Here is a 26014-nt window from a genome sequence, read left to right on the forward strand (position 1 = left end):
AATACACAAGGAGATGCATATGTCGGATACCTCTACACTGGCCATTACCCCTGAAACCGAGCAGCCGGTCCAGCTCAAATACTCGCGCACCATTGCCGATCTGCCCGGCCCCAAGCCCAGCCCCTTCTTCGGCAACCTGCTGCAGCTGGACCGCAAGCGCATCCACGTCACCGTGGAAAACTGGATACGCCAATTCGGCCCGATCTTCCGCTTCAAGATCCTGAATCACAATGTGGTCGTGGTGTCCGACTACGCGGTGGTATCTAGCCTGCTGCGCGAAAGGCCGGCCGGCTTCCGCCGCCACCAGGCCGGCGTCACCATCATGAAGGAGCTGAAGATCGACGGTGTGTTCGGCGCGGAAGGCGAGGCCTGGCGCCGTCAGCGCAAACTGGTCATGCGCGGCATGAATGCCGAAGTGGTGCGCAATTTCTTCCCCACCATGGTGAGCATGACCGAGCGCCTGATGCTGCGCTGGAAAACGGCGCTGGAAGCGGGCAAACCGGTCAATGTGCACCGCGACTTGAAGGCGATGTCGCTGGATGTGATCGTGGCCCTGGCCATGGGCTTCGACCTGAACGCCATGGACACCGACGGCAACCAGCTGCAGCGGGATATCGACGGCCTGTTCATGCGCCTGGGCCAGCGCATGAACGCCATCTTTCCGCATTGGCGCCACGTGCGCCTGCCGCGCGACCGTGATGCCGACGCATCGGCCGGCCGCATCGAATTCGCGGTGACCGACTTTATCCAGAAAACGCGCGAACGCATCAAGAACAACCCGCATCTGCGCCAAAAACCGGGCAATATGCTGGAAGCGATGATCGTCGCCAGCGAGGAAGACGGCAATGATTTCACCGACCAGGAATTGATCGGCAACGCCATCACGGCCGTGCTGGGCGGCGAAGATACCACTGCCAACTCCATCGCATGGCTGATCAACAATCTGGTGCAGAATCCCGCCGCTGCCGCTAAATTGGCCGCCGAAGCCGACGCCGTGCTGGGCGAACACCGCTTCATCCAGGACTGGGAAATGCTGTCGGAGCTGACTTACCTTGATGCTTCGCATAACGAAAGCCAGCGCCTGAAGTCCGTGGCGCCCGTGTTTGGCCTGGTCAGCAATGAAGATTGCGTGGTGGCCGACACCTTCTTCCCGAAAAATACGGTGGTCTTCGCCTCCGCCGTTGGCGCCAGCTTCGACGAAAACCACTTCCCGCAATCCAGCCAGTTCCTGCCGGAGCGCTGGATTTTCGATGAGAAGCCGGACGAGGGCAATGACCCGAACCGCAAACTCTTCCCCTTTGGCGGCGGCACGCGTCTTTGCCCGGGGCGCTTCCTGGCGCTGACGGAAATCCGCATGGTGATCGCTATGCTGATGCGGAACTTCGAGCTGGAGCCTGATCCCAAGGCGCTGCCGGTGAAGGAGGTGATGAACTTCTTCATGGTTCCCAGCGGCGTGCCGGTGCGCCTGAAATTGCGCGCCTGACGCCGGCAGATAGACTTTGAATAGATCGGAAATGAATATGACAAGCAATCCGGCTAAGCGCGACAGCAATGCCGCCATGCCTTTTATCATGCTGACGGTGCTGATCGATATGATGTCCGTCGGCCTCACCGTGCCCGTTTTGGCGCCGCTGATGGGCAGCTTCACCACGTCGCAGGCCGACCAGGCTTTCTGGTATGGCGTGGTGGTGGTGGCTTTCGCCATCGGGAACTTCTTCGCCTCGCCGATACTGGGCGCGCTGTCCGACGCCTACGGCCGCCGTCCCGTCCTGCTGCTGGGCTTTTGTGGCCTGGCGCTGAACTTCTTCGCCACCGGTTTTGCCACGGCGCTATGGATGCTGGTCGCCGTGCGCCTGGTCGGTGGCGCCATGCAGGCCAACGGCGCGGTCGCCAATGCCTATGTTGCCGACATCACCGCCACGCCGGAAGAGAGGGCGCGCCGTTTCGGTATGCTGGGTGCGATGTTCGGCCTCGGCTTCATTCTCGGCCCGGTCGTGGGCGGCCTGCTTGGCTCTATCCATCTGCAGCTGCCTTTCATCGTGGCCGGCAGCCTGGCCTTGATTAACCTGCTGTACGGCTGCTTCGTGCTGCCGGAATCGCTGCCGCCGGAGCGCCGTCGTCCATTCGCCTGGCGCATGGCCAATCCATTTACTTCGCTGCGCGCGCTGGCGCGGCTCGATGGCAACGGCCGCCTTGTCACGGCGTTTGCATTGACCACCCTGGCCCAGACCATCGGCTTCATCATCTGGGTCATCTATGGCAACTTCAAATTCGGCTGGGGACCGCAGGAGAGCGGCTGGTCGCTGGCCGCCATCGGCGTGATGTCGGTGATCGTGCAGGGCGTGCTGCTGAAAAGCCTGCTCAAAGCCCTCGGTTCGCACCGGCTGGCGATGGCCGGCATGTTCTCGGCTTCCGTCGCCAATGTGCTGTATGGCCTGGCGAACGAGGGCTGGATGTTTTATGCGATTATCGTGGCGAATGGCCTGGGCTATATCGTCACCTCGACGATCCAGAGTATTATCTCCAGCTCGGCCGACGCGCGCAGCCAGGGCAATACCATGGGCGCGGTCAGTTCCATCGGTAGTTTGATGGCCGTGGTAGCGCCGCTGCTTGGCGCGCCGCTGTTGGCCTTGATTTCGGAAATGCCGCGCGGCGACTGGCGCATGGGCGCGCCGTTCTATTTCTGCTGTTTGCTGCAGGCCAGCGCGGCGGCGTTTGCGCTGTGGCAGTTCCGGCGTGACCGGGGACGGGGGGCCGCACCGAAGCCGGCGGCTGAAGCGGCTGGTTAATATGAAGGAGAGGGATGTTAGCTGTTGAAACAGAATGGAAGGCCGCCAGCGCCGGGCCGCAAACTTTGCCCGGCTTCAGCGGCCACTCGCAGCTGCGCTTGCGGCTCGCGGGCCGCGATTGCAACGCGCAACTGCTGCGCTATGATGCCGCGGCCTTTGACGCATCGGCTTTTGTCGCCGCAGGCATCGCCATGCCGGCGACGATACAAAGAAGCGTGCAAAAGCGCCAGGCCGAGTTCTTTTTCGGCCGCCTGGCCGCCGCTCTGGCGATCCAGGCACACGGCCACGCGGCTGCGGAGGTGACGATAGGGGCCATGAGGGAACCTGTATTTCCAGCCGCGCTGGCAGGAACGATTACTCATACCGGTACGGTTGCCGCCGCCGCCGTGCTGCCCGCGCACTGCTGCAAGGGCCTTGGCATCGACATCGAGCAGCCGATTGCCGCCGGCTCCATCGACAGCGTGGAACAGCTGGTGCTTGGCCCGTCTGAACGCATCTTGCTGGAGGGCGTGGCGCAACTGCCGTATCCAACGGCGCTGGCCCTGGTTTTTTCCGCCAAGGAGAGCTTTTACAAGGCCTTGGCGCTCGCAGTGGGCCGCATTTTCGACTTTTCCGCCTTGCGTCTGGAAGCCATCGACCTGTCCGCGCAGCGCCTGCGCTTCGTGACGCAAGAGGCGCTGTGCGCGGACTGGCCTATCGGCAGCCGATGCGAAATCGGTTTCAGCCTGCTGGCCGGCGGCGAGGTGTTGACGGCCTTCAGCTGGTAGCGGGCCGCTGCTCAGGCACGGGCGCTTCTCAGTTTGATGCCCAGTCGCCGCCAGCCGATAACCACGCCGGTCACGCTGAGCAGCGTTCCGCCCAGGCTCAGCGCGATCAGGACCATGTCCCATAGTGGACGGCGTTCCAGCAATGGCAGCCAATCCCAGCTATGCAGCATCGCGAATAGCCAGCGGCTCCAGCGCTTGCCACGGTCGCTGCGCGCCACCACCGCGCCAGTGTGGGGATCGATATAGACCCAGGTTTCATGCGCATCCGCGAAGGCGATGCGCCAGACGGGCAGCGGTTTCGCAGCGCCGCCCGTCATTGTGTGGGCCTCGCGGCTGTAGTAATAGAGGTCGTAAGCGCTCAGAAGCTCGCTGCTTCGCACCGGCTGCGGCAAAAGGCGTGTTGCGGCCGCGTGCAGCGCGGCGTCGTCGATGGCGAAAGGCTGCGCGCTCCGACTGTCCAGCAGCAAGGGCCGCCCGGCGGCGGCATGGGCCAGGACCACGGTCTTGCCCAGGGAACGGGACCAGCGCAATTCCCGCGTGCCGCCGCCGGCCGCCGACAGCAGTACCGCCGGCGCCGCATCGAGGGCGGTGAATTGCAGCGGGCCGCCTTCCAGCGCTTCCATTTTCAGCGGTGCCGCACCGCTATCGAAAATCCGCCAGGGATTCATCGACATCAGGCCGCTGAAAACCCAGGTGATGGCGATCAAGGCAAACAGCAGGCCGCCGATATGGTGCCAGCGCATGACGCCATGGTAGGGCGAGCGCGAACCGCTGCGGTAGGTGCGCGTGAAACGCCAGCGCTGGATGCCGACGATGGTTCCGCTCAAGGCTGCGGCGATGCCCGCGATCGACAGCCAGTTGACGATATCGGTCCAGTAACGGTCGAAGAGATTACCGCGAAACGGATACAGCCAATGTATCCAGGCGCCGGCGTAATTCCATATCCTCTCGGCGCGCGGTGCATCGCGCACCACCTCGGCGGTGCGGCCCGACACATACAGCAAGGTGGCATCTGCATCGTCCAGCTGCACGCGATGCAGCGGCCGGTGCGCATCCAGGCCGCGCGAATGGGTGAACGCGTCTTCCTCGACCGTACCGAGGTAATGCAGGCCGATGCCGGGACCGGCGTAAGCGGCGGCGCTGGCCATGGCGTGCGCCTCGTCCGCCCGCGGGATGCGCGCGCCGCTCACGGCGTCCACCACGACCGTCCCGCTACCCGGTGCGGCCTTCGTTCCCTTCGCATGGGCCGCGCCAAGCGGCACCGCAAAGTAGGCGGGCCGCCCGGCACTGGCGGCGGCCAGGCGCAATTCCTTCAGCGGTCCTGTCACCCCGGCATTGGCCAACGCCTGCTGCGGCGCCAGCAGCGCGGCATCGGCCGCCAGCTCGGGCAGATGCTGCAGGCGCTCGGCGGCGGTCAGTTTCGGATAGCCGACATACATCATGACGATGCCCGACACAAACCACATCGCAAAGAAAGCGCACAGCACCACGCCCAGCCAGCGGTGGAGCAGGAACAACAGGCGTTTGGTATGCATGCCCATAGTCCGGCTCAGAAGGCAAATCGCAGCGCGACGTCGGCCGTGCGCGGCGCGCCAAGATAGGCCATGGTGGACGTCATGTTCAGCGCATGCACCTTATCGCCGGCATTGCGCAGGCGGGCGACCAGCGAGACATTACGCTGGACCTGGTAGCTGAGGCCAAGATCGACCAGGGTATAGGACGGCCATTTGAGCGTATTCGCCGCATCCGCATAGACGGCGCCGACGTGGCGCACGCCCACGCTGGCCTTCAAGGCCGGCGTGAAGGAGTACGACAGCCAGATGTTCGCCACCGTTTCCGGGGTATTGGTCGGCGTCTTGCCGGCCAGCGAAACGCCGCCCTGGCGGTAGTTTTCGTACTCCGCGTTGACGCGGGTGACATTGGCCTGGATCGATATCGCCTTCGTCGGCTGCAATCCAACCGCCAGCTCCACGCCCTTGGCCGACTGCTCGCCGACCAGCACTGTGAGCGAGCTGTTGTTCGGGTCTTGCGTGGAAATATTCTTGCGCGTGATGCTGTACGCGGCCAGCGTCGCGGAACCTTTGCCTTGCCAGAAGTCCAGCTTGGCGCCGATTTCACCCTGGCGACCCGAGGTCAGTTCGCTGTTATTGCGCACGTCCGCAAACGAGGCGGTGGACAGCACGCCGGATGGCGGATCGGCCGCCGTCGCATACTGGGCGTAGGCGGTGGCGCCCGGCGCCACATCCCATACCAGGCCCGCGCGGCCGGTGGTCGGGCTGTAGCTGCGCTGGAAGCTGGCCGGATTGGCGGCCGTGATTTCGCGGCGGTTGGTCAAGTCCAGGTCAATGCGTTCGTGGCGCAGCGCCGTTACCAGGTTAAGCGATGGGATCAGCGTGGTGCGGTTCTCCAGATAGATCGCGCTGGTTTTCACGCGGTTGTCGCGGTCCGGGCGGAAACCGGGCGACATGCCGGGTATATCGAAGAAGCGTTCGGTGACGAAGTGATAGGGATCGACCGTGCTGACCGTGGTCGAAAGGCTGTTCGGGAAGCGCGTCTGCTTATTGACGCTGATGTCCAGGCCAAACGCCCAATCGCTGCGGTGTCCAGCGAGCGAGCCTTTATAAGTACCGTCGAGACGGTCACCGACCACGCGTTGGTCGTGGCGCTGCAGCAGGGTGCTGGAGCGGATCACCGCCGTATTGGCGGGGTTGAAGCGATAGCTCTCGACGTTGCGGTAATCGCGCAGCGCATCGTAGGTATACAGGGTGTTGGTGAACTGCAGCGCGTCGCTGGCGCGCCAAGTGGCGACGGAGCGCAGCCAGTGCACGCGCTGGGCGTAGACGCCATCGGCGCTGTTGTAGTTCTTGAAGCGCGTGCCTTCGTCAACACGCGCCTTGCCGGCGATGGGATTCAGCAGCGGCGTGCCCCAGTAGGGCCGCGTCACGTCTTCATCCTGGAATTCATAAGCCAGGATGTGGTTGAAACGCGCGCCGAAGTCGGAGCGCAGCGATACGGCAAGCTGAGTCGACTTGCTGCCGACGCCTTCGATGCGGCTGTCGGCCTCGCGGTGGTTGACGTCGACGCGAACATGATGGTCGGCCTGGCCACTGCCGTCGCCGGCAAGGCGCCGGTTCAAGCCGAACGAGCCTTCCTTCAGGCCATGACCGCCCAGGCGCAGCTGGGCCTCGCCGAATTCGCCGCGCTCGGCCACCTTGGTGATGTAGTTGATCGAGCCGCCCACCGCGCCGGAGCCGTACAGGAAGCTCGACGGGCCGCCGATGGCTTCCACCCGGTCGTAGATCCAGCTGTCCACCGGCCGCGCGGCGATCGCGTATTGCACATTGATGCCGTTGAACAGCTGGCTGATGGAACCGCTGCCGAAGCCGCGGTAGCTGACGCCGATATTGCCGGGCGCATTATGCGCGGTCACGCCAGGGATGGCGCGCAGGATCTCCTGCGTATCCTGGGCGCCGCGCTCTTCGATCAGGGCGCGGTCCACCAGCGTCACGCTGGCCGGCGTTTCGCGCAGCGTCAGGCCAAGGCGGCTGCCGGTGCTGGACGTGGTATCGAGATCGAGCACGCCGCCGCTGCGCAGCGTCGTAGCGCTGACTTCCACCGTGGGCAAGGTGGCGTCCGTCTCGGCGTGAGCCGGCAGGGCGATGAAGGCGCAGGCGATTGCATAGGGCAGGGCGCGCAGGCGTGGGAATACGGGATGGCGGCGCGCAGCAGCGCCGTCACGGGATGCGAATGACATCATGACAAACTCTCTTACGGTTGCCCAGGCATGGGCGAATCTGATCGGAATATTAAAAAGGGAACTGCCGGATCAGGCCTGGGGCGGGCCGCGAGGGTTTGCCGCGTTCCAGGCAAAGAGCGGAACGGAGGCTTGATAGAACAGCGAAGGGCGCAGTGCGGAAGCTGCAATGACAGGCAGCTCGTATGCGCTGGTCGGCAAGGCTGCCAGTGAAACGCCCATATGACAGAAGGGACAATGGTCCAGCACAGCCGCATGCTCCTGGGCCGGCGCTTCTTCGGTCGCGAAGATTTTCTGCATTCTTCCGGCATTGCTTGCCGAGCAGATGGTCGTGGTGATGAAACGGGCTTCGCGGGCGAACACCTGCGAAAGCGTGGGCGTCAATACGGCCAGCAGCAGGGCGCATAAAGCCACCCATGATGCGATCGAAAATGTATTGCGTCCCATATTCATGGCGGGATTGTAGCATGGGGCTAGTGAGGCGCGGAGGCTCTTCCTCCGCGTTTGGCAATCCAGATCAAGATGGTAAACTGCTGCCTTCGTCAATGAAGGGAACTGGCATGGCAGCACCTCAGGACTTGCGCATACGCGCTTTGGAATGTCTGGTCGAAACCGATCCGGCACGAAAAGCCGCGGCGGTGGCGGCGCTGGCCAGCGCTGCGCGGGCCGGCCTCTGCACGCTGGATACGCAGGCGGAGCTGACGGCGGCAGGCGGCATTCCGGGCCGGCCGCTCAAGCCCGAGCTGGTGCCGCCACGCCTGGTCGGACGGCGCTCCATGGTGACGGTGGAAGGCCGCGCCATGCTGATTCACGCCCTGGCCCATATCGAATTCAACGCCGTCAACCTGGCGCTGGATGCTGTCTGGCGCTTTGCCGGCATGCCGGCCGAATACTACAGCGACTGGCTGCGCGTGGCGGATGAGGAAGCCCTGCATTTCTCGCTGCTTGACGCGCATCTGCGCGCGCTGGGCAGCCATTATGGCGAATATCCCGCCCACGGCAGCCTGTGGGAGATGGTGGAAAAGACCAGCGGCGATGTGCTGGCACGCATGGCGCTGGTACCGCGCACGATGGAGGCGCGCGGACTCGATGCCAATCCCGCCTTGCGTGCCAAGCTGGCCCAGGCCGGTGACCAGGACGCCGCCAACATCCTCGACATCATCCTGCGCGACGAAATCGGCCATGTGGAAGTGGGCAACCGCTGGTATGGCTATCTATGCCGCCAGCGCGGTCTGGAACCGCGCTCCACCTACGCCGAACTGACGGTGCAATACAAGGCGCCGGTGATGCGCGGCCCCTTCAATCTGGAAGCGCGCCGGCAGGCCGGCTTCACCGAGGAAGAGCTGGACGACCTGCGTTACGCGGTGGACCGGATCTCGAATTCGCCGGACGAATAGTCCAGTGCCGCGTCGTCGCTGACACTGATCTTGCTAACGCGCGCGGCGGGCGGCCCCGATTGCGCCCAGCGCACGATGGCGTCCACGCTGGCGGTGTCGCCATCGACGCAAGCTTCCACCGACCGTCGCGCCGGTTGCGCACCCAGCCGGACAGGCCCAGTCTCCGGGCCTGCTCCGAGAAAGCGTAGCGGTATCCCACGCCCTGCACCAGGCCTTCAACAAGTATGCGTTTGCTCATGGCTCTCCCGCAAAGTATCAACGCAGCAGCGGCCGCACTTTCGTGGTCAGCACCTTGTGCTGCGCTTCAAGCATGATGTGATTGTGATCGTGGCCGGTGCGCGGCAGCAGGAAGTATTCTTTCTGCGGCGCGCTGATCGAATCGAAATAGCGCTTCGCCACTTCGGGCACGCTGGTCAGGTCTTCCGCGCCCATGATTATAAATACCGGAATCTGGAAATCGCTGCCAAGTCTGGGTAAGTCGACGCTGTAGCGCATGCCGTCGCCCTTCATGCCCACGTACTGCAGCCAGGAGAAGTCCTCGCCCTTGCCGTAATTGATCAGCGCCTCGTCATTCGAATACTGCGGGGAGCGAGACCACCAGGACGGCGGCGCGGGATCGGTGGTTTTTGCCTCGTAAATGCGCGAGATGCGGCGCAGCAGGCCGGGCGTGCGCGGCTTGGTCCAAGGCGGCATGCCAAAGCCTTCCAGCATTTCCACCGTTTTCTTGTCGCCCGACGCGCGCGCCAGTTCCAGGGTTTTTCGGTAGCTTTCCTTGTCGTTGTCCGGGCCGACCAACTGGCCGGTGCCGACATAGGCCACGAACAGATCCGGCCGCCGCTTGGCCATATGCACGCCCAGCACCGATCCCCAGGAGCCGCCGAACAGAATCAGCTTCCTGGCGTTCAGGTGCTTCGTCGCGAAGGCCGCAACCTCCACGCCATCGGTCGCCAGGCCTTCCACGCTGAGGATATGTTCTTCGGTTTCCGGTTCGATGGGGTTGCGGCCGTAAGTCTGGCCCGCGCCGCGCTGATCCCAATGGACGAAGGTGAACTCTTTTTCCCAGGGCCGATATGGACTGTTGACGTAGGGCGTCATGGGATTGCCCGGCCCGCCGTGCACAAACAGGATGACCGGATTCTTGCAGTCATCACCCTTGATCGTCACCCATTGCTCGATGCCGCCGATCTTGACGAAACCTTCTTCGTTGATCGGCTTGCCGCTGGCGCATTCGATGGGTGCCGCGCCGATAGCATTGGCCTGGGGGGCGATCGTCTGAGCGCCAAGGCTCAAGGGCAGCAGCAAAGACAGGGAGGCGATACAGGAGCGGGACAGGTAGCGCATGGAAGTCAGCGAAATATTGGCGACTTGGCACTATAGCATGGGGCGGCATCCGCTCATGCCGCCACTTCCGGCCCCGGCGCGGCAATCAGTAGCGGCGCACGATCAGCTGCTTAAGCTGTCCCGGCGTTTTGATTTCCCAGCCCAGCGGCACGGGAGAACCGAAGGCGGTCCAGATTTCCGTGCCGACCGGCAGGGTCTTGACCTTGGTGATCTCGTTTTTCAGGCTGCCGGCGGTGGTAACGACCCAGCCGTCGGGAATCGGCGAGCCGATCGTCACCCAGATGGCGGTGTAGTTCGGCACGTCCTTCACCTTGGTGATGGTGTTTTTGACGCTGCCTGCCGTGGTGATAACCCAGTCTTTCGGAATGGGGGAGCCCAGATTGACATACGCCGTCGAGTAATCCGGCACGCCGTTGACATTGGTGATCTGGTTGCGAATGCTGCCGGCCTCGGTGATGACCCAGCCGTCTGGGATCGGCGAACCGTAGGCCGCCATATAAGTCGTCCAGGGTGCGGAACCGACGATTTTGGTAATCTGGTTGGTCACGCTGCCGGCTTGCGAAATGATCCAGCCATCGGGGACGGCGACCACAGGAAAGCCCGTACTGAAATACACATACACGATTTCCCCGGTCGAGGCGGAGGTGACGTCGCTAATGAGCCAGCTCGTGCTATTGAAGTTGGTGACGACCCATCCGGCCGGCACGGAGGAATAGGCCGGTACCCAGCGGGTGGGGTAGCTGCCGCTGAGGGCTTTTGCGGTGGGTTTTTCGACGGCGGCTGCGGGCAGGGAGCAGGCGCCAATGGCGCCGGCGATGAAGAGGGAATGGGCTGCGATCTTCCAATACGATTTCGACATAAACCTCCCTATGGTGATGGATTTTTACGCAAATGCGTGCTTTTATACTAACACGACCATTTGAGCCGTCAGCGCCCGATTAATCAGGAGGCGGTCAGCCGCCGCAGCCATTGCAGCAGCGCGGCAGGCAGCAGATCCGGCTCTGGCAGCAGGCAGTAGCCGTGCGGACCGAATATCTGCGGCAGGTAGCCGGCCGCCTGGCGGTCGATGGTCAGACAGAAGGGGGATATGCCCTGGAGGCGGCATTCATTGACTGCCTGGCGCATGTCTTCGATGCCATAACGGCCCTCGTACTGGTCGCAGTCGTTTGGCTTGCCATCTGATAGCAGGATCAGCAAACGATGCTGCGCGCCCTGGGCCATCAGCTGGGCCGCGGCGTGGCGCAGCGCGGCGCCGGCCCGCGTGTAGCGCTCCGGCTCAAGGCCGGCGATTCTGCGCGCGATAGCCGGGGTGTAGCTTTCGCCAAAGCCTTTGACGGCGCGCATCGTGACGCCTTGTGGGCCTTCGCCGGAAAATGCCTGCACCGCAAAGCGTTCCCGCATGCCCTGCAATGCGATGCAGACCAGCAGTAAGGCCTCGCGTTCGATGTCGATCACGCGGCGCGAACTGCCTAGCCAACTGTCGGTGGAGCCGCTGACGTCGGCCAACAGCATGATCGCCATATCGCGCCGCGCGCGGATTTCGCGCTGGTAAAGACGCTGTTCCGGCGACAGGCCCGCCATCCTGTCGGCGCGGCTGTCCATCCAGGCTTGCAGATCGATTTCATCGCCTTCCGGCTGCCGCTGCACGCGCAGTCGCTGCGCACGCAGCATGTCAAAGCGCCGCCGTACTTCGGCCAGCATGCCGCCGTAACTCCGCAGGGTTTGCGCCACCCAGCTTTCCGGGCCGGATTCCGCCGTGACGGTATGCACCGCCGCGTAGCGTTCCCGGTACGACTGGCTGCCGTAGTCCCATTCCGGGTAAAGCGTGGTCGTGCCGCCGGCGCCATGCGCGGCCGACGGCGGCAAGGCAGTGCGCGGCGCGCGTTCAGGAAGGTCGTCCGCCAGCAGGTATTCCTTCGGGTGGCCAGGCGCGACGATCAGGCGCGCCTCGGCCAGTTCGGAGAGGGCGTCGGCATAGTCTTCGGCAGCGCTGTCGGCATCACGGTCCAGCGGACGCTGCAAGCCCATAGGATCTTCGGCTTTTTCTTGCGGCTGTGCGGTTTGCACCATGGATGGACCTTGGCCGCTGGTATCGTCTTCGCCATCCGACGCCTGGCGTGCGGTGGGACGGCGCGGCAGGCGCGCGCTGCGGCTTTTTCCAGGCGCTTGGCCATCGGCCTGCGATCCTGCAGCGGAAAGCAGGACAGCAGGCCTGCGCAGCTCACCGCTCCAGGCGTCCAACCACAGTGCCGGTGCGCGCAAACCATTGGACTGCGCCGTCAGGCGTCCGGCCAGAGCCTCGGCCAGACGCAAGACCTCGGGCGCTGTCGGCGCTTGCGCCGCTTGCTCCAATGGTCGCGCCAGCGTATCGCGCAGTATCTGCTCGATGGCGCGGGCCGGCGGCGCGAAGGCCGAAAGCTGCGGACGGGTGGATAGCGCTTGGGCGCGCCAGGCGTTCAGTGGCTGCTGCATGCCGGGGGCCAGCTGCGCCAAGGCGCGGTCGGCGGCATCGGCCTCCAGCAGCTGATAGAGAGCCAGCAGCAAGGGCGACGCACCGGTGGGCAGGCTGGCGGCGCTGCCGCGCGCCGCGCGCATGGCCTGCTGCAAGGCCATCGCCCGGTATTGGGCCAATGCGGCTTGCTCATCGCCTGCCGGCAGCGCGGGCGGCAGCCAGATATGGCAGCCATCGGTCGCAGGCAGGGCCGCGCTGCGCGATGGAAGCTGAGGGCGCTGAAAGAGACGGCTTAGAACTGTCGCAGGCAATGGAACTTGCGCGGGACGAAAAACGAAGGCCGCACCAAACAAGCTATGGCAAAGCAGTTCCAGGCGACGCGACACGTCGGCCAGTGCCAGTAGCGGTGCTCCAGTCTTGGCGCGATGGCGCCGCCAATGGGCCTGCATATAGCTCGCCGCGTGCATGGCGGCGTCGGTGATGACGTCTTCCGCTTCGGCCATGTGTTCAGATCAAGGTGGCGTCCAGCAGATCGCGCATGGCGCCCAGCAGCGGACCGTCGTCTGACAGCGGCGCAATGATGGCGCTGTTGCAGGCCTCCCGCACCGGTATGCCGCTGCCGATCAGGCGCGCCGCCGCGATCAGCAGCCGCGTGCTGGGCACTTCGGCCAGACCGCGCTCCTGCAGCGTGCGCAGGCGCTGCGCCAGCGTGACCAGAGCATGCGCCTGCGCGCGCTCGATCCCGCCCTCGCGCTGCACGATGTCGCATTCGCGTTCAGGCGGCGGAAAGTCGAAATCGAGCGCCACGAAGCGCTGGCGGGTGCTGGGTTTCATATCCTTGAGCATGCGCTGGTAGCCCGGGTTGTACGACACCACCAGCTGAAAACCCGGCGCCGCCGCCAGCACCTCGCCGGTCTTGTCGATCGGCAGGATGCGGCGGTGGTCGGTCAGCGGATGCAGCACCACTACCGTATCCTGGCGCGCCTCCACGATTTCGTCCAGATAGCAGATGGCGCCGCTGCGCACGGCGCGCGTCAGCGGGCCGTCCTGCCAGAGCGTTCCCTCATGCCCGATCAGGAAGCGGCCAATCAGGTCGCTCGCGCTCAAATCATCGTGGCAGGCGATGGTGATCAGCGGCCGCCCCAGCTTCCACGCCATATACTCCACAAAACGCGTCTTGCCGCAGCCGGTCGGGCCTTTCAGCATCACGGCCAGCTGGCGCGCATGGCATTGTTCGAACAGCGCCACCTCGTTGCCGCCCGCCAGATAGTAGGGTGCTTCCGGCGGGCGCATATCCATTACGGCTGCATTCAAATCAGGCTCCCCTCGGCTGCGTCGCTGGCGCCGCCGTCTCCAGCTCGATTTCAAAGCGCGGCGCGTGGCGGAAGAAGTCGATGATGAAGAGCGCCACCCCGCAGGCGAACAGCGAGGCGGTCGCCAGCAGCATCAGGAAGTGGACCTGGATCTTGAGCTGGGCATCGAGGAAGCCAAGTCCCATGATGCGCTCCAGATAAACCTGGCCGATACCCGCCGTGGCGAAGGAAAGCGTCATGCCGAACATGCCCGCGATCTGCATCCAGAAGGCCCAGTAGCCGAGCGGGGTTCCCTCGTCGGGGCGCTTGGTCAGCGAAGGCAGGGCGAAACTGATCATCGCCATCACGATCATGGCGTAGGCGCCGTAGAAGGCGGCGTGGCCGTGCATGGCGGTGATCAGCGTCCCGTGCGTCCACTTGTTCACTTGCGGGAAGGTGTGGGCCAGTCCCAGCAAACCCGCGCCAAACAGGGTGAATACGGCGCTGCCAACGGTCCAGTGCAAGGCCAGCTTGTTGGGATGGGCCATGCCGCTGCGGCGGATGCTGGAATAGGCATACACCGCCATGCCCACCAGGGCCACCGGCTCGAGCGCGCTGAAAATGCCGCCGATGGGCAGCCAGTAGGACGGCACGCCCACCCAGTAATAGTGGTGCGCCGTGCCGAGAATGCCCGCGATGAAGACCAGGCCGACGATCACGTACAGCCATTTCTCCATCACCTCGCGGTCGGCGCCGGAGAGGCGGATCAGCAGATAGGCCAGGAAACCGCCCTGTATCATTTCCCATACGCCCTCGACCCACAGGTGAATCGTCCACCAGCGGTAGAAGATCGATACCGTATAGTTTTCGTAGTGGAGCAGCGCCGGTAGATACAGTACGGCGGCCAGTCCCAGGCCGCCAATCAGCACGCCTTCCGTGGTGGTGAAGCGTCCGGATTTGCGGATCGTCATGCCGACGTTGTACAGGAAGATCAGCATCACGATCACAATCACGATTTTGTGCGGCAGCGGTTGTTCCAGCAGCTTGTTGCCCGTGCCCCAGCGGAACAGGTAGCCGATGATCGCGGTCACGCCCATCACCACCCACAGCACCAGCTGGACGATGGCCAGCCGCACGCTATGCAATTCGGTGCGCGATTCGTCGGGCACCATCCAGTAAGTCGCGCCCATGAAGCCGGTGAGCACCCATACGATCAGCAGATTGGTGTGGATCACCTTGGTCACGTCGAAGGGCAGTATATGTAGCAAAGGGTCGGGACCAAGATATTTGGCCGCAGACAGCAGGCCAAACACCAGTTGCAGGCCAAACAGGGCGACGGCGACGGCGAAATACCAATAGGCGACGGATTGCGATTTGTATCTCATCTGGCGGCTCCTTATTTCAATGAGCTTAAATAGGCGGCCAACTGCTCGACCTCCTGCGGCGACATCGATTTGCCGTAGGTGGTGGGCATGAAGGACACGCCATTGGCCGAGAACATGGCTCCCGGCACCAGATGCGCGCTCGGCTCCGTGATCGATTCGCGGATATAGCCAGCCAGATCCTTCGCCTGGCCGCGATAGCTGCCGCTGGCCAGCAAGGTCTGCGTGCGGCCGGCCAGCCCGGCCAGGCTGGGGCCGGCCATATTCACGCCGGGCGCGATCGAATGGCAGGCGGCGCAGGCCGGCGTGGCGCTGCGGAATACGCGCTCGCCCAATGCCACCGGGTCTTCCGCTCCGCTGACCGGGCGCGCGGCGGGCGGCGTGGCCGCCGCCGTGGCCGTGGACTGGTCGGTGCCGGGGAAGGTCGATCCCGTCACCAGGATGGGGCGCGGCGGCCAGCCTTGGTTGTCCACATTGCTGACCCAGTCGAGGAAGGCATACAGGTCGGCGATATCGCCGTCGCTCAGATTCTGCTTGGGCATCAGGCGGCGGTGGCGCGTCTCGTCGTAGAACTTGGAGGGGTCGCGCATATAGGCCGTCAGGTAAGCCTCGCCGCGCAGCTTGGTGATTTTGGTCAGATCGGGGGCATAGTAGGCGCCTTCGCCGAACAGGGTATGGCAGTTGATGCAGTTATTGTTATGCCAGACGTCCTTGCCGCGGGTGACGGCGGGGGTGATTTTGTCGGCGTTGGTAAGCTTGCCGAATTGACGGTGGCTGTCCAGGGTCAAGCCGATGAAAGCCACGCTGGCCAGAAGGGTCGATGTTATCGCGAAAAGCCGCGCCTGCCGTTTATTCATATCGTCTCCTAAACGCTGATGTCCGGCCAATAGCGCAGGGCCGTCCATCCGCCGTAGGCCATCGCTACTGCCAGCAAGACTAAGACCAGGTAAGCAAGTCCTTTAAGTGCCGCAAGCCATCCTTGCATTCTTCAACCTCCTGTTTCAGTGTTTTACTTCACCTCGGACATATCCGGCAAAGTGTGGGCAATCCCCTTGTGACAATCGATGCAGGTCTTTTCGCCGCTGGCCAGCTTGGTCGAGTGCGCGTCGACGGCGCGCTTGCTCTGGCGCGTGAAGTCCATCGATTCGAACTGGTGGCAGTTGCGGCATTCCAGCGAGTTATTGGCCTTCAGGCGGCGCCATTCATTGCCGGCCAGCTGCCGCCGGTGGGCTTCGAATTTTTCGCGTGTATCGATGGTGCCGAAGACTTTGCCCCAGACTTCCTTGGAGGCCTGCATCTTGCGCGCGATTTTGCTGGTCCACTCATGCGGCACATGGCAGTCGGAACACTTGGCGCGCACCCCGCTGCGGTTGGCGAAGTGGATGGTGCGCTGCAGTTCGGGATACACGTTGTCGCGCATCTCGTGGCAGCCGGTGCAGAATTTCTCGGTATTGGTCGCTTCCATGGCGGTGTTGAAGCCGCCCCAGAAAATCACGCCGGCCACGAAGGAGCCGATCACCAGCAAGCCCAGGCTCAGATGCAGGCTGGGTTGCCACAGGATGCGCCAGTAGTACTTGAGCTTTGCGATCATGGCATCCCCTTATTTTTTCTTGGCCGGGGCATTGGGTGCCGAGGGCGTATTCAGCATCGTGTCCACGTCCTTGAACTGGTTGTCCACCAGCGGCGTCAGATTCGCCTGCGGCACATGGCATTGCAGGCAGAAGTAGCGGCGCGGCGACAGTTCGGCCAGGAAGTTGCCATCGCGGTTCTGGAAGTGGGTGACGCTGATCATCGGCGCCTGGCTTTCCTGGGTGCGGGTGCGGGCGTGGCACATCATGCAGCGGTTCGCGCTCTTGTCGATCTGGTAGCCCTCGATCTTGTGCGGAATCACGGGCGGCTGCATGGCGTAGTTGCGCACCCGGCGGATGTCGCTGTTGTCGGGATTGACCATGGGCGCCGGCTTGGTGGTTTCGGCCAGCGGCGTCGGGCCGCGCATATTGTCCAGCGCGCGCTGGGCCTGCGCTGGCAGCGCGGCTGCCAGCGCGGCGGCCAGCAGAACGGGGATGAGGAATCGGTTCATGGCCTGCCTCCCTAAATTTTGCGGATGCTCACCGCGCACTTCTTGTAATCGGTCTGGAACGAAATGGGGTCGGTCGCGTCCAGCGTCACCTTGTTCACCAATTGGCTGGCGTCGAAGAATGGGATGAAGACCAGGCCGCGCGGCGGCCGGTTGCGGCCCCGCGTTTCCACCCTTGTCTGGATCACGCCGCGCCGCGATTTGACCTCGATGACGTCGCCGCGCCGCGTGCCGAGCGCCTTGGCGTCTTCCGGGTGCATGAAGCAGACCGCGTTCGGCACCGCCCGGTACAGTTCCGGCACGCGGCGCGTCATGGTGCCGGTGTGCCAGTGCTCCAGCACGCGGCCTGTGGACAGCCAGAACGGATATTCCTTGTCCGGCTCCTCGGCCGCCGGTTCGTAGGGCAGGGCGAAGATCACCGCCTTCCCGTCCGGGTTGCCGTAGAAGCGCACGCCTTCGCCGGCCTTCACATACGGATCGCTGCCTTCGCGGTAGCGCCAGCGCGTCTCCTTGCCGTCCACCACCGGCCAGCGCAGGCCGCGCACCTGGTGGTAGGTATCGAAAGGCGCCAGGTCGTGGCCGTGGCCGCGCCCGAACTGCGCATACTCCTCGAACAGGCCTTTCTGGAGATAGAAGCCGAAGGCCTTGGCCTCGTCGTTCTGGTAGCCGGCCTGCATCTGCGAGAGCGGGAACTTGTCCACCTGGCCGTTGCGGAACAGGACATCGAAAAGGGTCTTGCCGCGATACTGGGGCATGGCCGCCAGCAGCGGCGCCGGCCACACTTCCTCGACCTTGAAACGCTTGGAGAATTCGGCCAGCTGCCATAGGTCCGAGCGCGCCTCGCCTGGCGCCTGCACCAGCTGATGCCAGAACTGCGTCCGCCTTTCCGCATTGCCGTAAGCGCCTTCCTTCTCCACCCACATCGCGGTCGGCAGGATCAGGTCGGCCGCCGTGGTGCTGGCCGTCGGGTAGACGTCGGAGACCACCACAAAGGCATTCGGGTTGCGGAAGCCCGGCAGGATCTCGCCCATGATGTTCGGGCCGGCCTGCATATTGTTATTGCACATGACCCAGTAGGCATTCAGCTTGCCGTCCTTCAGGGCGCGGCTTTGCACGACGGCGTGCAGGCCCGGCTTGTCGGGCACCGTCCCTGCGGGCAGCTTCCAGATTTTTTCCGCCGTTTCGCGGTGCTTGGGATTGGTCACCAGCATATCGGCCGGCAACCGGTGCGAGAACGTGCCGACCTCGCGCGCCGTGCCGCAGGCTGAAGGCTGGCCGGTCAACGAGAAGGGGCTGTTGCCGGGCTGGGAGATTTTCCCGGTCAGCAGGTGCAGGTTGTACAGCAGGTTGCTGCACCAGGTGCCGCGCGTATGCTGGTTGAAGCCCATGGTAAACAGCGACATCACCTTGATCTTCGGATCGGCGTACAGCTCCGCCAGGCGTTCCAGCCGGTCGCGCGTGACCCCGCTCAGCTTCGCCACCGTGTCCACATCGTAGGCGCTGACGAATTTGGCGTATTCCTCGAAGGTCATGGGCTTGCCGCCGCTGGCGTCGGCCGCGTTCTTGGCGGCGCGCTGCAGCGGATGCTCGGGCCGCAGGCCATAGCCGATGCTGGTATTACCCAAGACGAAGCGGGTGTGCTTGTTGACGAAGTCGCGCTGCACACGGTTGGTCTTGATGATGTGGTGGGCGATGAAGTTGAGGATGGCCAGATCGGTCTGCGGCCGGAAGATCACCGGCTGGTCGGCCAGCTCGAAGCTGCGGTGCTCGTACACCGACAGCACGGCCACCTTCACGTTGGGATTGGACAGGCGGCGGTCGGTAATGCGGGTCCACAGGATCGGATGCATCTCCGCCATATTCGAGCCCCACAGCACGAAGGCGTCGGCCTGCTCGATATCGTCGTAGCAGCCCATCGGCTCGTCCATGCCGAAGGTGCGCATGAAGCCCGCCACGGCCGAGGCCATGCAGTGGCGCGCGTTCGGGTCCAGGTTATTGGTGCGGAAGCCGGCCTTCATCAGCTTGACGGCGGCGTAGCCTTCCCACACCGTCCATTGGCCCGAACCGAACATGCCGAGCGCGTTCGGCCCCTTGTCGCGCAAGACCTGCTTGAACTGCGCCGCCATGACGTCGAAGGCGGTGGCCCAGGAGACGGGCGTGAACTCGCCGTTCTTGTCGTATTTGCCGCCGCTCATGCGCAGCAGGGGCTGGGTCAGGCGGTCGGCCCCGTACATGATCTTGGACAGGAAATAGCCCTTGACGCAGTTGACCCCGCGATTGACTTCGGCGTTAATGTCGCCATGGGTGGCAACCACCCGGCCGTCCTTCACGCCCACGTTCACGCCGCAGCCCACGCCGCAGAAGCGGCAGGGCGCCTTGCTCCAATTGAGCTGAGTGCGCGCGGCGTCGGTGACGACGTTGGATGCGTCAGCCGCCAGGGGAATGCCGGCGGTGGCCGCCGCCGTGATGGCGGCAGTCTGGGTGATGAAATCCCGGCGTGTCTGTTTCATTCGACCTCCTCATCCATGGCAGCGGCAGGCTCCGCGTGTTGATAAACCAATGCGACGTTTAATACGCCGGGCAGGGCGCGCAGTGCATCCATGCAGTCCAGCGCGCGCTGGCTGGAATCGGTTTCAAGGGTGACGACCATGCGGCCATCGGCATCGGCGGCGTGCACGATGGCCCTGGGCAGCAGGGCAATATGGGAACGCACCGCCGCAAGCTCGGTGCGGCTGGCGTGGACGATCAGGCCGGCGATGTGGATGTCCGTGTCGTCCTGCGCGGACCTGGCGACGCTTGGCGGCAGCATGGCGTCAGGCCGTGGGTAGGGAGCCGGTCAACAGCTGGTACATCCAGATAGTGAAGCCGTAGCCGCCCACTACGGCGACCGCTAGCACGGGGGCTAGCACGACGGTCAGGAACAGAAAAACCTTTAACTCATCCGCCTTGCTGGCGGCTGGCTGCCTGGGTTCCATGTAATCACCTTGGTCGATGAATTGCGTTTAACGTTAGCCTAGTTTCTTGCGAGTGTCCAATCTTGCTCAATTGTGTGGCGGCGGCGCCGCAGCCACGCGCCGCCCGATTTCAAGCTGTACCCCTTGCGCCGACGGGACCAGCGGAGCGCTGTCGCCTTCCAGATCGCCAGCCTGCGGCATGGCTTTGCCGGAGCGGGAGATGCGCGCCGTCACGATCACGCGGGCGTGTGCCGAGAGCGGCGTGCCGCCCTGCATGGCCAGGCTGTCATCCAGCGTGAAATCGAAGGGCAGGTCGCTGGCCTGGCGGCGCAGGATGGCGATCGGCTGGCGCGGCCCTTCGGCGGCGCGCGCGTAAATGAAGAGGGTATCGTCCGGCCGCACGCCCTGCACGCCAGGAGCCAGCCGCACGGTGCCGGACAAGGCCGGCGCGCTGGCGGGCCTGCCGCGCGCAGCGTTGCTTTGGGCCGGGCCGCCGTCCAGGCGCGCTTGCGCCGTCGCGATGCCGGCCCGCGTGGATTCGGCGAACGGCGAATCCGGCGGCACAAAGGGCAGGAGCGCCTGCCATTGGCGCACAGCCGCGGCAAAGTCGGCGCGCGCAAAGGCCGCGCTGCCCGACAGAGCCAGCGCCTTGACGTGCTTCGGATCGATCGCCAGCGCGCGCGCGATCAAGCGTTCCGGCTGGCCGGCCAGCTTGCCGTCTTCGGCCGATGCCAGGGCGTCGGCGTAATCGGCCAGGGTATCGGCATCGTTCGGCTGCAGTGTGTTCAGACGCGAATAGGCCTGTGCCGCTTCGCGATAGCGTCCCAGCGCGGTGTAGGAGCGCGCCAGCATCCGCCAGCCATCGCTGTCCTCGGGTTGGTGGCGCAGGCGCTCGGCCAGGCCTTGCACCAGCGCGTTCATATCCGGACCGCCATCGTCCGCATGGCCTTGCTCGACGACAGTGGGCGGCGGTACGGCCGGCAGCGCAGCGACGGGGCGGCCAACCTGGAAATACAGGGCCGCCGCGCCCAGCGGCAACAGAAGGGCCAGCAGCAAGGCGGTCCAGCGCTGCGGCGGCATGGCCCGGGGCGCTGGATTGGCCTGGGTTTCTTCCGCCACGCGCCGTTCCAGTTCTCGCAGCGCGGCGCGGTGTGCGGCCTGTGGCAGGGTGCCGTTCTGCCGGTCGATTTCCAGCTCCTTCATCTGGGCGCGCAGGACGGCGAGATTGACCTGCTGCGGCGAAGCGCCATTCGCCCGCCCGCGGCCCTGGCGCAGCAAGGGCGGCAGGATGCACAGCAAGGTGGCGGCGGTCAGCAGCACGGTGACGATCAGGAAAACGCTCATGGCAGCTCCTCGCGACCCGCCAGCAGGCTGGCGGCGCGCGTCCGTTCAACCTCGGACAAAGCGCGGCGGCGTTTTCCTTGGCCCGGCTTGCGAAGGCGCAGGAGCAGAGCCAGCGCGCCGCCCAGCACAAGCACTGGCGGCGCAAACCATAGCAGCAAGGTGCTGGCCTTGAACGGCGGCCGGTACAGGATGAAGTCGCCGTAACGCTGTACCATGAAATCAGCCACCTGGGCCTCGCTGCGGCCGGCCCGCATCTGTTCGCGGATCTGGCGGCGCAGATCGACGGCCAGTTCGGCCTGCGAATCGGCCAGGGTCTGGTTCTGGCAGACCAGGCAGCGCAATTCTGCCGACAGCGCCGCCACCCTAGCTTCCAATTGCACCTCCGGCGGCGCTGCGCCGCTGCCGGCAGGCGCTGCCAGCGGGCTGGCCAGGATGCAGGCCAGGGCGCACGTGGCAAGCAGCTTCGCGGTGGGCGCTGCACCCGGATGCAGACGCCTAGCCATTTTCCAGTTCCTTCAGCAAAGGCAGGATTTTCCGTTGCAGCACTTCCTCGCTAAGCGGCCCTGCATGGCGCAGGCGGATCACACCGCGCTTATCGATCACGAAGGTTTCGGGCACGCCGTATACGCCGAAATCCATGCCCAGCCGCCCCTCGGGGTCGAACGCCGATTGCCAATAAGGATTGCCGTGCTGCGCCAGCCATTCGCGGGCGTCTTCGCGGCCATCCTTGTAATTCAGGCCGACCAGTGGCGCGCCTTGGCGCTGCGCGAACTGCATCAGCAGCGGATGCTCGATGCGGCAGGAGGCGCACCACGAGGCCCAGACGTTGAGCAGCCATGCGCGGCCAGCCATATCGGCCGGGGAAATGCGGCCGGCCGCATCGTCCAGCCGTACCGCGCTGAAAGCCGGTGTGGGCTTGCCCACCAGCGGCGACGGCAGCTCGCGCGGATTGAGGGTCAGCCCCGCGCCCAGGAACAGCAGCAGGACGGAAAAACCAGCAAGCGGCAGCAGGAAACGTTTCATGGCGCCTCCTGCCGTAGCGCGGCACCCGGCATCAGTACCGGGTTGGCGGCTGGCGCGGAAAGAGGCGCAGCCGCCGTATTACGGCGCGCCAACCGGTAGCGCCGGTCGCCGGCCGCCAACAGGCCGCCGATCGCCAGCAGCACGCCGCCGGCCCAGATCCACAGCACGAAGGGCTTGAGCTGGATGCGCACCAGCCAGCGCCCATCCGCCGTTTCCTCTCCCAGCGAAAGATACAGGTCGCGCGTCAAGCCATGCTCGATGGCCGCCTCGGTCATGATGGTCTGCTGCACCGGATAGTTGCGTCTTTCCGGGTACAGCGTGGCGACGCGCCGGCCGTCCTGCCGCACCTCGAAGGTGGCGCGCACCGCCTCGTAATTCGGCCCGTCCACCTCGCGCACGCCATTCAGGGCGAATTGATAGCCGCCCACCGCCACCGCACCGCCGGGCGCCAGGCTGATATCGCGCGCCTCCTCATAACCCTTGACCAGCGTGACGCCGATGACAAACACGCCCAGGCCCGCATGCGCCAGGACCATGCCCCAGTAACTGAGCGGCTCACGCGCGATGCGGCGCGGCAGCGATGTCCCCGGCGCGGCATGGCGCAAGCGCTGCCAGGCCTGCCAGCCGGTGCCCACGATGATCCAGGCCGCCAGCGCCAGGCCAAGCAGCACCGGCGGCGACGCCGCTATCGATAGTCCCGTGCCAAGGCCGATTCCGGCAGCCAGGGCGGCCGGCCAGCGCAGGCGGCGCAGCAGGTCCGGCAGCGCCGCGCGCTTCCATTGTGCGAAGGGGGCGACAGCCAGCAGAAGCAGCATGGGCGCCATCAGGGGCACGAAGACCGTCTCGAAATAGGGTGGTCCCACCGAAATCTTGCCCAGGCCGAGGGCATCGAGGAAGAGCGGATAGAGCGTGCCGAGCAGCACCGTGCCGCAGGCCGCGAGCAGGATCACATTATTCGTCAGCAGCAGCGATTCGCGCGACAGCAGGGCAAAACGTCCGCCGCCGCCCACCTTTGGCGCGCGCCAGGCATACAAGGCCAGCGAAGCGCCGATGACCAGGGCCAGGAAGGCCAGGATGAAGGCGCCGCGGCGCGGATCGGTGGCAAAGGCATGCACCGATGTCAGCACGCCGGAGCGCACCAGGAAGGTGCCAAGCAGGGAAAGCGAAAACGTCAGGATCGCCAGCAGCACGGTCCAGCTCTTGAAACTGCCGCGCTTTTCCGTCACGGCCAGCGAATGCAGCAGGGCGGTGCCGGCCAGCCAAGGCATGAAGGACGCGTTCTCGACCGCGTCCCAGAACCACCAGCCGCCCCAGCCCAGCTCATAATAGGCCCAGTAGCTGCCCATCAGGATGCCCAGACCGAGGAAGCTCCAGGCCAGCAAGGCCCAGGGCCGCGACCAGCGCGCCCACGCCGCGTCGAGGCGGCCGCCCAGCAGGGCCGCGATGGCGAAGGCGAAAGTCACGGCAAAACCCACATAGCCCATATATAAAAGCGGAGGGTGGATGATCATGCCGGCGTCCTGCAGCAGGGGATTCAGGTCGCGGCCTTCCAGCGCGGCGGGCAGCAGGCGCGCAAAGGGGTTGGACGCCAGCAGCAGGAACAGCAGGAAACCCGCCGCCAGCAGACCCAGGACGCCGAGCAGGCGCGCCCGCGTATCCTGCGGCAATTGGCGGCTTAACAGCGTCACGGCGCTGGTCCAGGCGGCCAGCATCCAGCACCACAGCAGCAGCGAGCCTTCGTGTCCGCCCCAGCTGGCGGTCAGGCGGTACTGCCAGGGCAGCAGCGAATTCGAATTCTGCGCCACATAGCGCACCGAAAAATCGTGGTTCCAGAAGCTGAGCAGCAGGCAGCCGAAGGCCAGCGTCAAGAGCAGGAACTGGCCGCGCGCCGCCGGCTGCGCCAGCGCCATCCAGCGTTCATTACCGCGCTGCGCTCCGAACAGCGGCAGCACGCCCTGCACCAGGGCCAGCAAGAGCGCCAGCACCAGGGCGTAATTGCCAGTCTCTGGGATCACCGTTCCACTCCCGCCAAGGTGCGCATGGCCGCCTGGCCCTGGGCCTGGCCCTTCTGCAGAGCGTAGGCCGCTTCGGCCGGCATATAGTTTTCATCGTGCTTGGCGAGCACCTGCTGCGCCACGAACAACCGGCCCTCGGCCAGCCGGCCTTGCACCACCGCGCCACGGCCTTCCTTGAACAGGTCGGGCAGGGCGCCCCGGTACTGCACCTGGACCTTGCGCGCATGGTCGCTGACCACGAAGGCCACGGTCACGCCATCGGCCTGGCGCCGCACGCTGCCCGGCTCCACCAGGCCACCGACGCGGAAGATGCCGGTGCGCGGCGCCTGCCCGGCCGCCACCTGCGACGGCGTGAAGAAGAACACCAGATTCTGGCGGAAGGCCGTCAGCACCAGTGCGGCGCCGATGCCCAGCACGGCCAGGCTGGCCCCGATCAGAATAAGACGCTGATGGCGCGCCTTCATGCGTCCACCCGCGCGGTGCGGCGCGTCGCCAGATGGCGGGCCTGGCGCATGCGTCGGCCCAGCAGCCAGCTCTCAAGCACCAGCGCGGCAAACACTACGCCGCACGAACCCCATACATACGCGCCATAACCGCCCATGACGAGGAAGTCCTGCACGCTGTTCCATACCATTATCCGCCCTCCATTTTCGCGTTCAGCCAGTCCGCGCTACCCTCCCGTTCCAGCATGATGCAGCGTAGGCGGCGCAGCACCGCCGCCACCGCATAGGCCCAGAAGGCGAGCGTCATCAGCAGCATGCCCGCCAGCACCGGCGCGGCCATCGACGGCGCGCTATTGAGCGAGACCGAGGCGCCCTGGTGCAGCGTGTTCCACCAGATGACGGAAAAATAGATGACCGGCACATTGACCACCCCGGCCAGCGCCAGGATCGCGGCGGCGCGGTCGGCGCGGCGCGGCTCGTCGATGGCGGCATGCAGGGCCATGAAGCCGAAGTAGAGGAAGAGCAGAATCAGCTCGGAAGTCAGGCGCGCATCCCAGACCCACCAGGCGCCCCAGGTCGGCTTGCCCCACAGCGCGCCCGTCCACAGGGCCAGGAAGGTGAACAGGGCGCCGGTGGGCGCCAGGGCGCTTGCCATCATGGCTGAAAGTCGCGTGTTATACACCAGGCCCACGCCGGCCCATGCGGCCATCGCCAGATAGATCAACATCGACATCCAGGCCGCCGGCACGTGAACGAAGATGATGCGGAAGGCGTCGTGTTGCTGCGCATCGGCGGGAACCAGCAGCAGGCCGATATACAGTCCTGTCAGGCCAGTCACGACGGCAAGGGCGGCAAACCAGGGAATGAGCTTGCCGGCCAGCGGGAAGAAATGGCGCGGCGCAGCATACGCAAACACGCGCGGCGCATGCGGTGCGCGCCGGTTCGCGGCAGCAGAGGAATACGGAAGGTTCATCGTTGCCATTT

At 64.9% G+C, this 26014-nt stretch carries 25 protein-coding genes and 1 pseudogene; 4 read left to right on the forward strand and 22 right to left on the reverse strand.

The features are described 5' to 3' along the window. Positions 1 to 19: 19 nt before the first annotated feature. From FHS03_RS19890 to FHS03_RS19900, 3 genes are read left to right on the forward strand one after another with little or no spacing between them, the layout of a single operon-like run. Entirely contained in the window at positions 20 to 1483 is a 1464-nt protein-coding gene (locus FHS03_RS19890; RefSeq protein ID WP_183442680.1) for a cytochrome P450, read from the forward strand. A gap of 37 nt (positions 1484 to 1520) precedes the next feature. After that, positions 1521 to 2789, forward strand: coding sequence for an MFS transporter (locus tag FHS03_RS19895; RefSeq protein ID WP_221208195.1), 1269 nt, complete (start codon positions 1521 to 1523; stop codon positions 2787 to 2789). Positions 2790 to 2803: 14 nt separating this feature from the next. Beyond that, entirely contained in the window at positions 2804 to 3556 is a 753-nt protein-coding gene (locus tag FHS03_RS19900) for a 4'-phosphopantetheinyl transferase family protein (protein WP_183442681.1), read from the forward strand. 11 nt (positions 3557 to 3567) lie between these two features. Here FHS03_RS19900 and FHS03_RS19905 read toward each other — a convergent pair whose 3' ends face one another. From FHS03_RS19905 to FHS03_RS19915, 3 genes are all read right to left on the reverse strand, one after another. Further along, positions 3568 to 5097 (reverse strand): PepSY domain-containing protein, encoded by a 1530-nt coding sequence (locus tag FHS03_RS19905; protein WP_183442682.1) that lies wholly within the window; start codon positions 5095 to 5097, stop codon positions 3568 to 3570. Between the two features lie 8 nt (positions 5098 to 5105). After that, positions 5106 to 7313, reverse strand: coding sequence for a TonB-dependent receptor (locus FHS03_RS19910; protein ID WP_229426305.1), 2208 nt, complete (start codon positions 7311 to 7313; stop codon positions 5106 to 5108). A 69-nt stretch (positions 7314 to 7382) separates the two neighbouring features. Beyond that, positions 7383 to 7763 (reverse strand): DUF2946 family protein, encoded by a 381-nt coding sequence (locus FHS03_RS19915; protein ID WP_183442683.1) that lies wholly within the window; start codon positions 7761 to 7763, stop codon positions 7383 to 7385. Between the two features lie 107 nt (positions 7764 to 7870). On the opposite strand from FHS03_RS19915, the gene FHS03_RS19920 reads away from it, so the two are divergent. Next, positions 7871 to 8707 (forward strand): ferritin-like domain-containing protein, encoded by an 837-nt coding sequence (locus FHS03_RS19920; protein ID WP_183442684.1) that lies wholly within the window; start codon positions 7871 to 7873, stop codon positions 8705 to 8707. Here FHS03_RS19920 and FHS03_RS19925 read toward each other — a convergent pair. From FHS03_RS19925 to ccmC, 19 genes and pseudogenes are all read right to left on the reverse strand, one after another. Then, positions 8668 to 8945, reverse strand: a pseudogene (locus tag FHS03_RS19925) (acylphosphatase). The gene FHS03_RS19920 and the pseudogene FHS03_RS19925 sit on opposite strands and share 40 nt — an antisense overlap. A 17-nt stretch (positions 8946 to 8962) precedes the next feature. Next, a complete protein-coding gene (locus FHS03_RS19930; RefSeq protein WP_183442685.1) occupies positions 8963 to 10048 on the reverse strand; it encodes an alpha/beta fold hydrolase in 1086 nt (361 codons plus the stop codon). An 85-nt stretch (positions 10049 to 10133) separates the two neighbouring features. Then, complete coding sequence (locus FHS03_RS19935; RefSeq protein WP_183442686.1) at positions 10134 to 10907, reverse strand: hypothetical protein; 774 nt, start codon at positions 10905 to 10907, stop codon at positions 10134 to 10136. 83 nt (positions 10908 to 10990) lie between these two features. Further along, a complete protein-coding gene (locus FHS03_RS19940) occupies positions 10991 to 13003 on the reverse strand; it encodes a nitric oxide reductase activation protein NorD (protein ID WP_183442687.1) in 2013 nt (670 codons plus the stop codon). Positions 13004 to 13007: 4 nt separating this feature from the next. Beyond that, a complete protein-coding gene (locus FHS03_RS19945) occupies positions 13008 to 13799 on the reverse strand; it encodes a CbbQ/NirQ/NorQ/GpvN family protein (protein WP_183442688.1) in 792 nt (263 codons plus the stop codon). A 16-nt stretch (positions 13800 to 13815) separates the two neighbouring features. Further along, complete coding sequence (locus tag FHS03_RS19950; RefSeq protein WP_183442689.1) at positions 13816 to 15177, reverse strand: cbb3-type cytochrome c oxidase subunit I; 1362 nt, start codon at positions 15175 to 15177, stop codon at positions 13816 to 13818. 11 nt (positions 15178 to 15188) lie between these two features. After that, positions 15189 to 16031 (reverse strand): c-type cytochrome, encoded by an 843-nt coding sequence (locus tag FHS03_RS19955; RefSeq protein WP_183442690.1) that lies wholly within the window; start codon positions 16029 to 16031, stop codon positions 15189 to 15191. 152 nt (positions 16032 to 16183) lie between these two features. Next, on the reverse strand, positions 16184 to 16765 hold the full coding sequence (locus FHS03_RS19960) for a NapC/NirT family cytochrome c (protein ID WP_183442691.1): 582 nt from the start codon (positions 16763 to 16765) through the stop codon (positions 16184 to 16186). 9 nt (positions 16766 to 16774) lie between these two features. Beyond that, a complete protein-coding gene (locus tag FHS03_RS19965; RefSeq protein WP_183442692.1) occupies positions 16775 to 17254 on the reverse strand; it encodes a nitrate reductase cytochrome c-type subunit in 480 nt (159 codons plus the stop codon). Positions 17255 to 17265: 11 nt separating this feature from the next. Then, positions 17266 to 19761, reverse strand: a complete 2496-nt coding sequence (napA, locus tag FHS03_RS19970; protein WP_183442693.1) for a periplasmic nitrate reductase subunit alpha — start codon at positions 19759 to 19761, stop codon at positions 17266 to 17268. After that, positions 19758 to 20060: a chaperone NapD gene (locus tag FHS03_RS19975; protein ID WP_183442694.1), complete on the reverse strand. Its 303-nt coding sequence runs from the start codon at positions 20058 to 20060 to the stop codon at positions 19758 to 19760. The genes napA and FHS03_RS19975 overlap by 4 nt, the downstream gene beginning before the upstream one ends. 4 nt (positions 20061 to 20064) lie before the next feature. Then, the gene (gene napE, locus FHS03_RS19980; protein ID WP_050407808.1) at positions 20065 to 20226 is read right to left on the reverse strand and encodes a periplasmic nitrate reductase, NapE protein; all 162 of its coding nucleotides are present in this window, start codon (positions 20224 to 20226) and stop codon (positions 20065 to 20067) included. Between the two features lie 66 nt (positions 20227 to 20292). Beyond that, entirely contained in the window at positions 20293 to 21549 is a 1257-nt protein-coding gene (ccmI, locus tag FHS03_RS19985) for a c-type cytochrome biogenesis protein CcmI (protein WP_183442695.1), read from the reverse strand. After that, entirely contained in the window at positions 21546 to 22052 is a 507-nt protein-coding gene (locus FHS03_RS19990) for a cytochrome c-type biogenesis protein (RefSeq protein WP_183442696.1), read from the reverse strand. Before FHS03_RS19990 ends, ccmI begins: the two co-directional genes overlap by 4 nt. Continuing rightward, entirely contained in the window at positions 22045 to 22572 is a 528-nt protein-coding gene (locus FHS03_RS19995; RefSeq protein ID WP_183442697.1) for a DsbE family thiol:disulfide interchange protein, read from the reverse strand. The genes FHS03_RS19990 and FHS03_RS19995 overlap by 8 nt, the downstream gene beginning before the upstream one ends. After that, positions 22569 to 24587 carry a heme lyase CcmF/NrfE family subunit gene (locus FHS03_RS20000; protein WP_183442698.1) on the reverse strand — a complete coding sequence of 673 codons (2019 nt, stop codon included), beginning with the start codon at positions 24585 to 24587 and terminating at the stop codon, positions 22569 to 22571. The genes FHS03_RS19995 and FHS03_RS20000 overlap by 4 nt, the downstream gene beginning before the upstream one ends. Beyond that, entirely contained in the window at positions 24584 to 25051 is a 468-nt protein-coding gene (gene ccmE / locus FHS03_RS20005; protein ID WP_183442699.1) for a cytochrome c maturation protein CcmE, read from the reverse strand. The genes FHS03_RS20000 and ccmE overlap by 4 nt, the downstream gene beginning before the upstream one ends. After that, positions 25048 to 25221 (reverse strand): heme exporter protein CcmD, encoded by a 174-nt coding sequence (locus FHS03_RS20010; RefSeq protein ID WP_183442700.1) that lies wholly within the window; start codon positions 25219 to 25221, stop codon positions 25048 to 25050. The genes ccmE and FHS03_RS20010 overlap by 4 nt, the downstream gene beginning before the upstream one ends. After that, the gene (ccmC, locus tag FHS03_RS20015) at positions 25221 to 26003 is read right to left on the reverse strand and encodes a heme ABC transporter permease CcmC (RefSeq protein ID WP_183442748.1); all 783 of its coding nucleotides are present in this window, start codon (positions 26001 to 26003) and stop codon (positions 25221 to 25223) included. Before ccmC ends, FHS03_RS20010 begins: the two co-directional genes overlap by 1 nt. Positions 26004 to 26014: the final 11 nt, after the last annotated feature.

The organism is Pseudoduganella violacea (genome assembly GCF_014191875.1).
Classification (GTDB): domain Bacteria; phylum Pseudomonadota; class Gammaproteobacteria; order Burkholderiales; family Burkholderiaceae_D; genus Rugamonas; species Rugamonas violacea_A.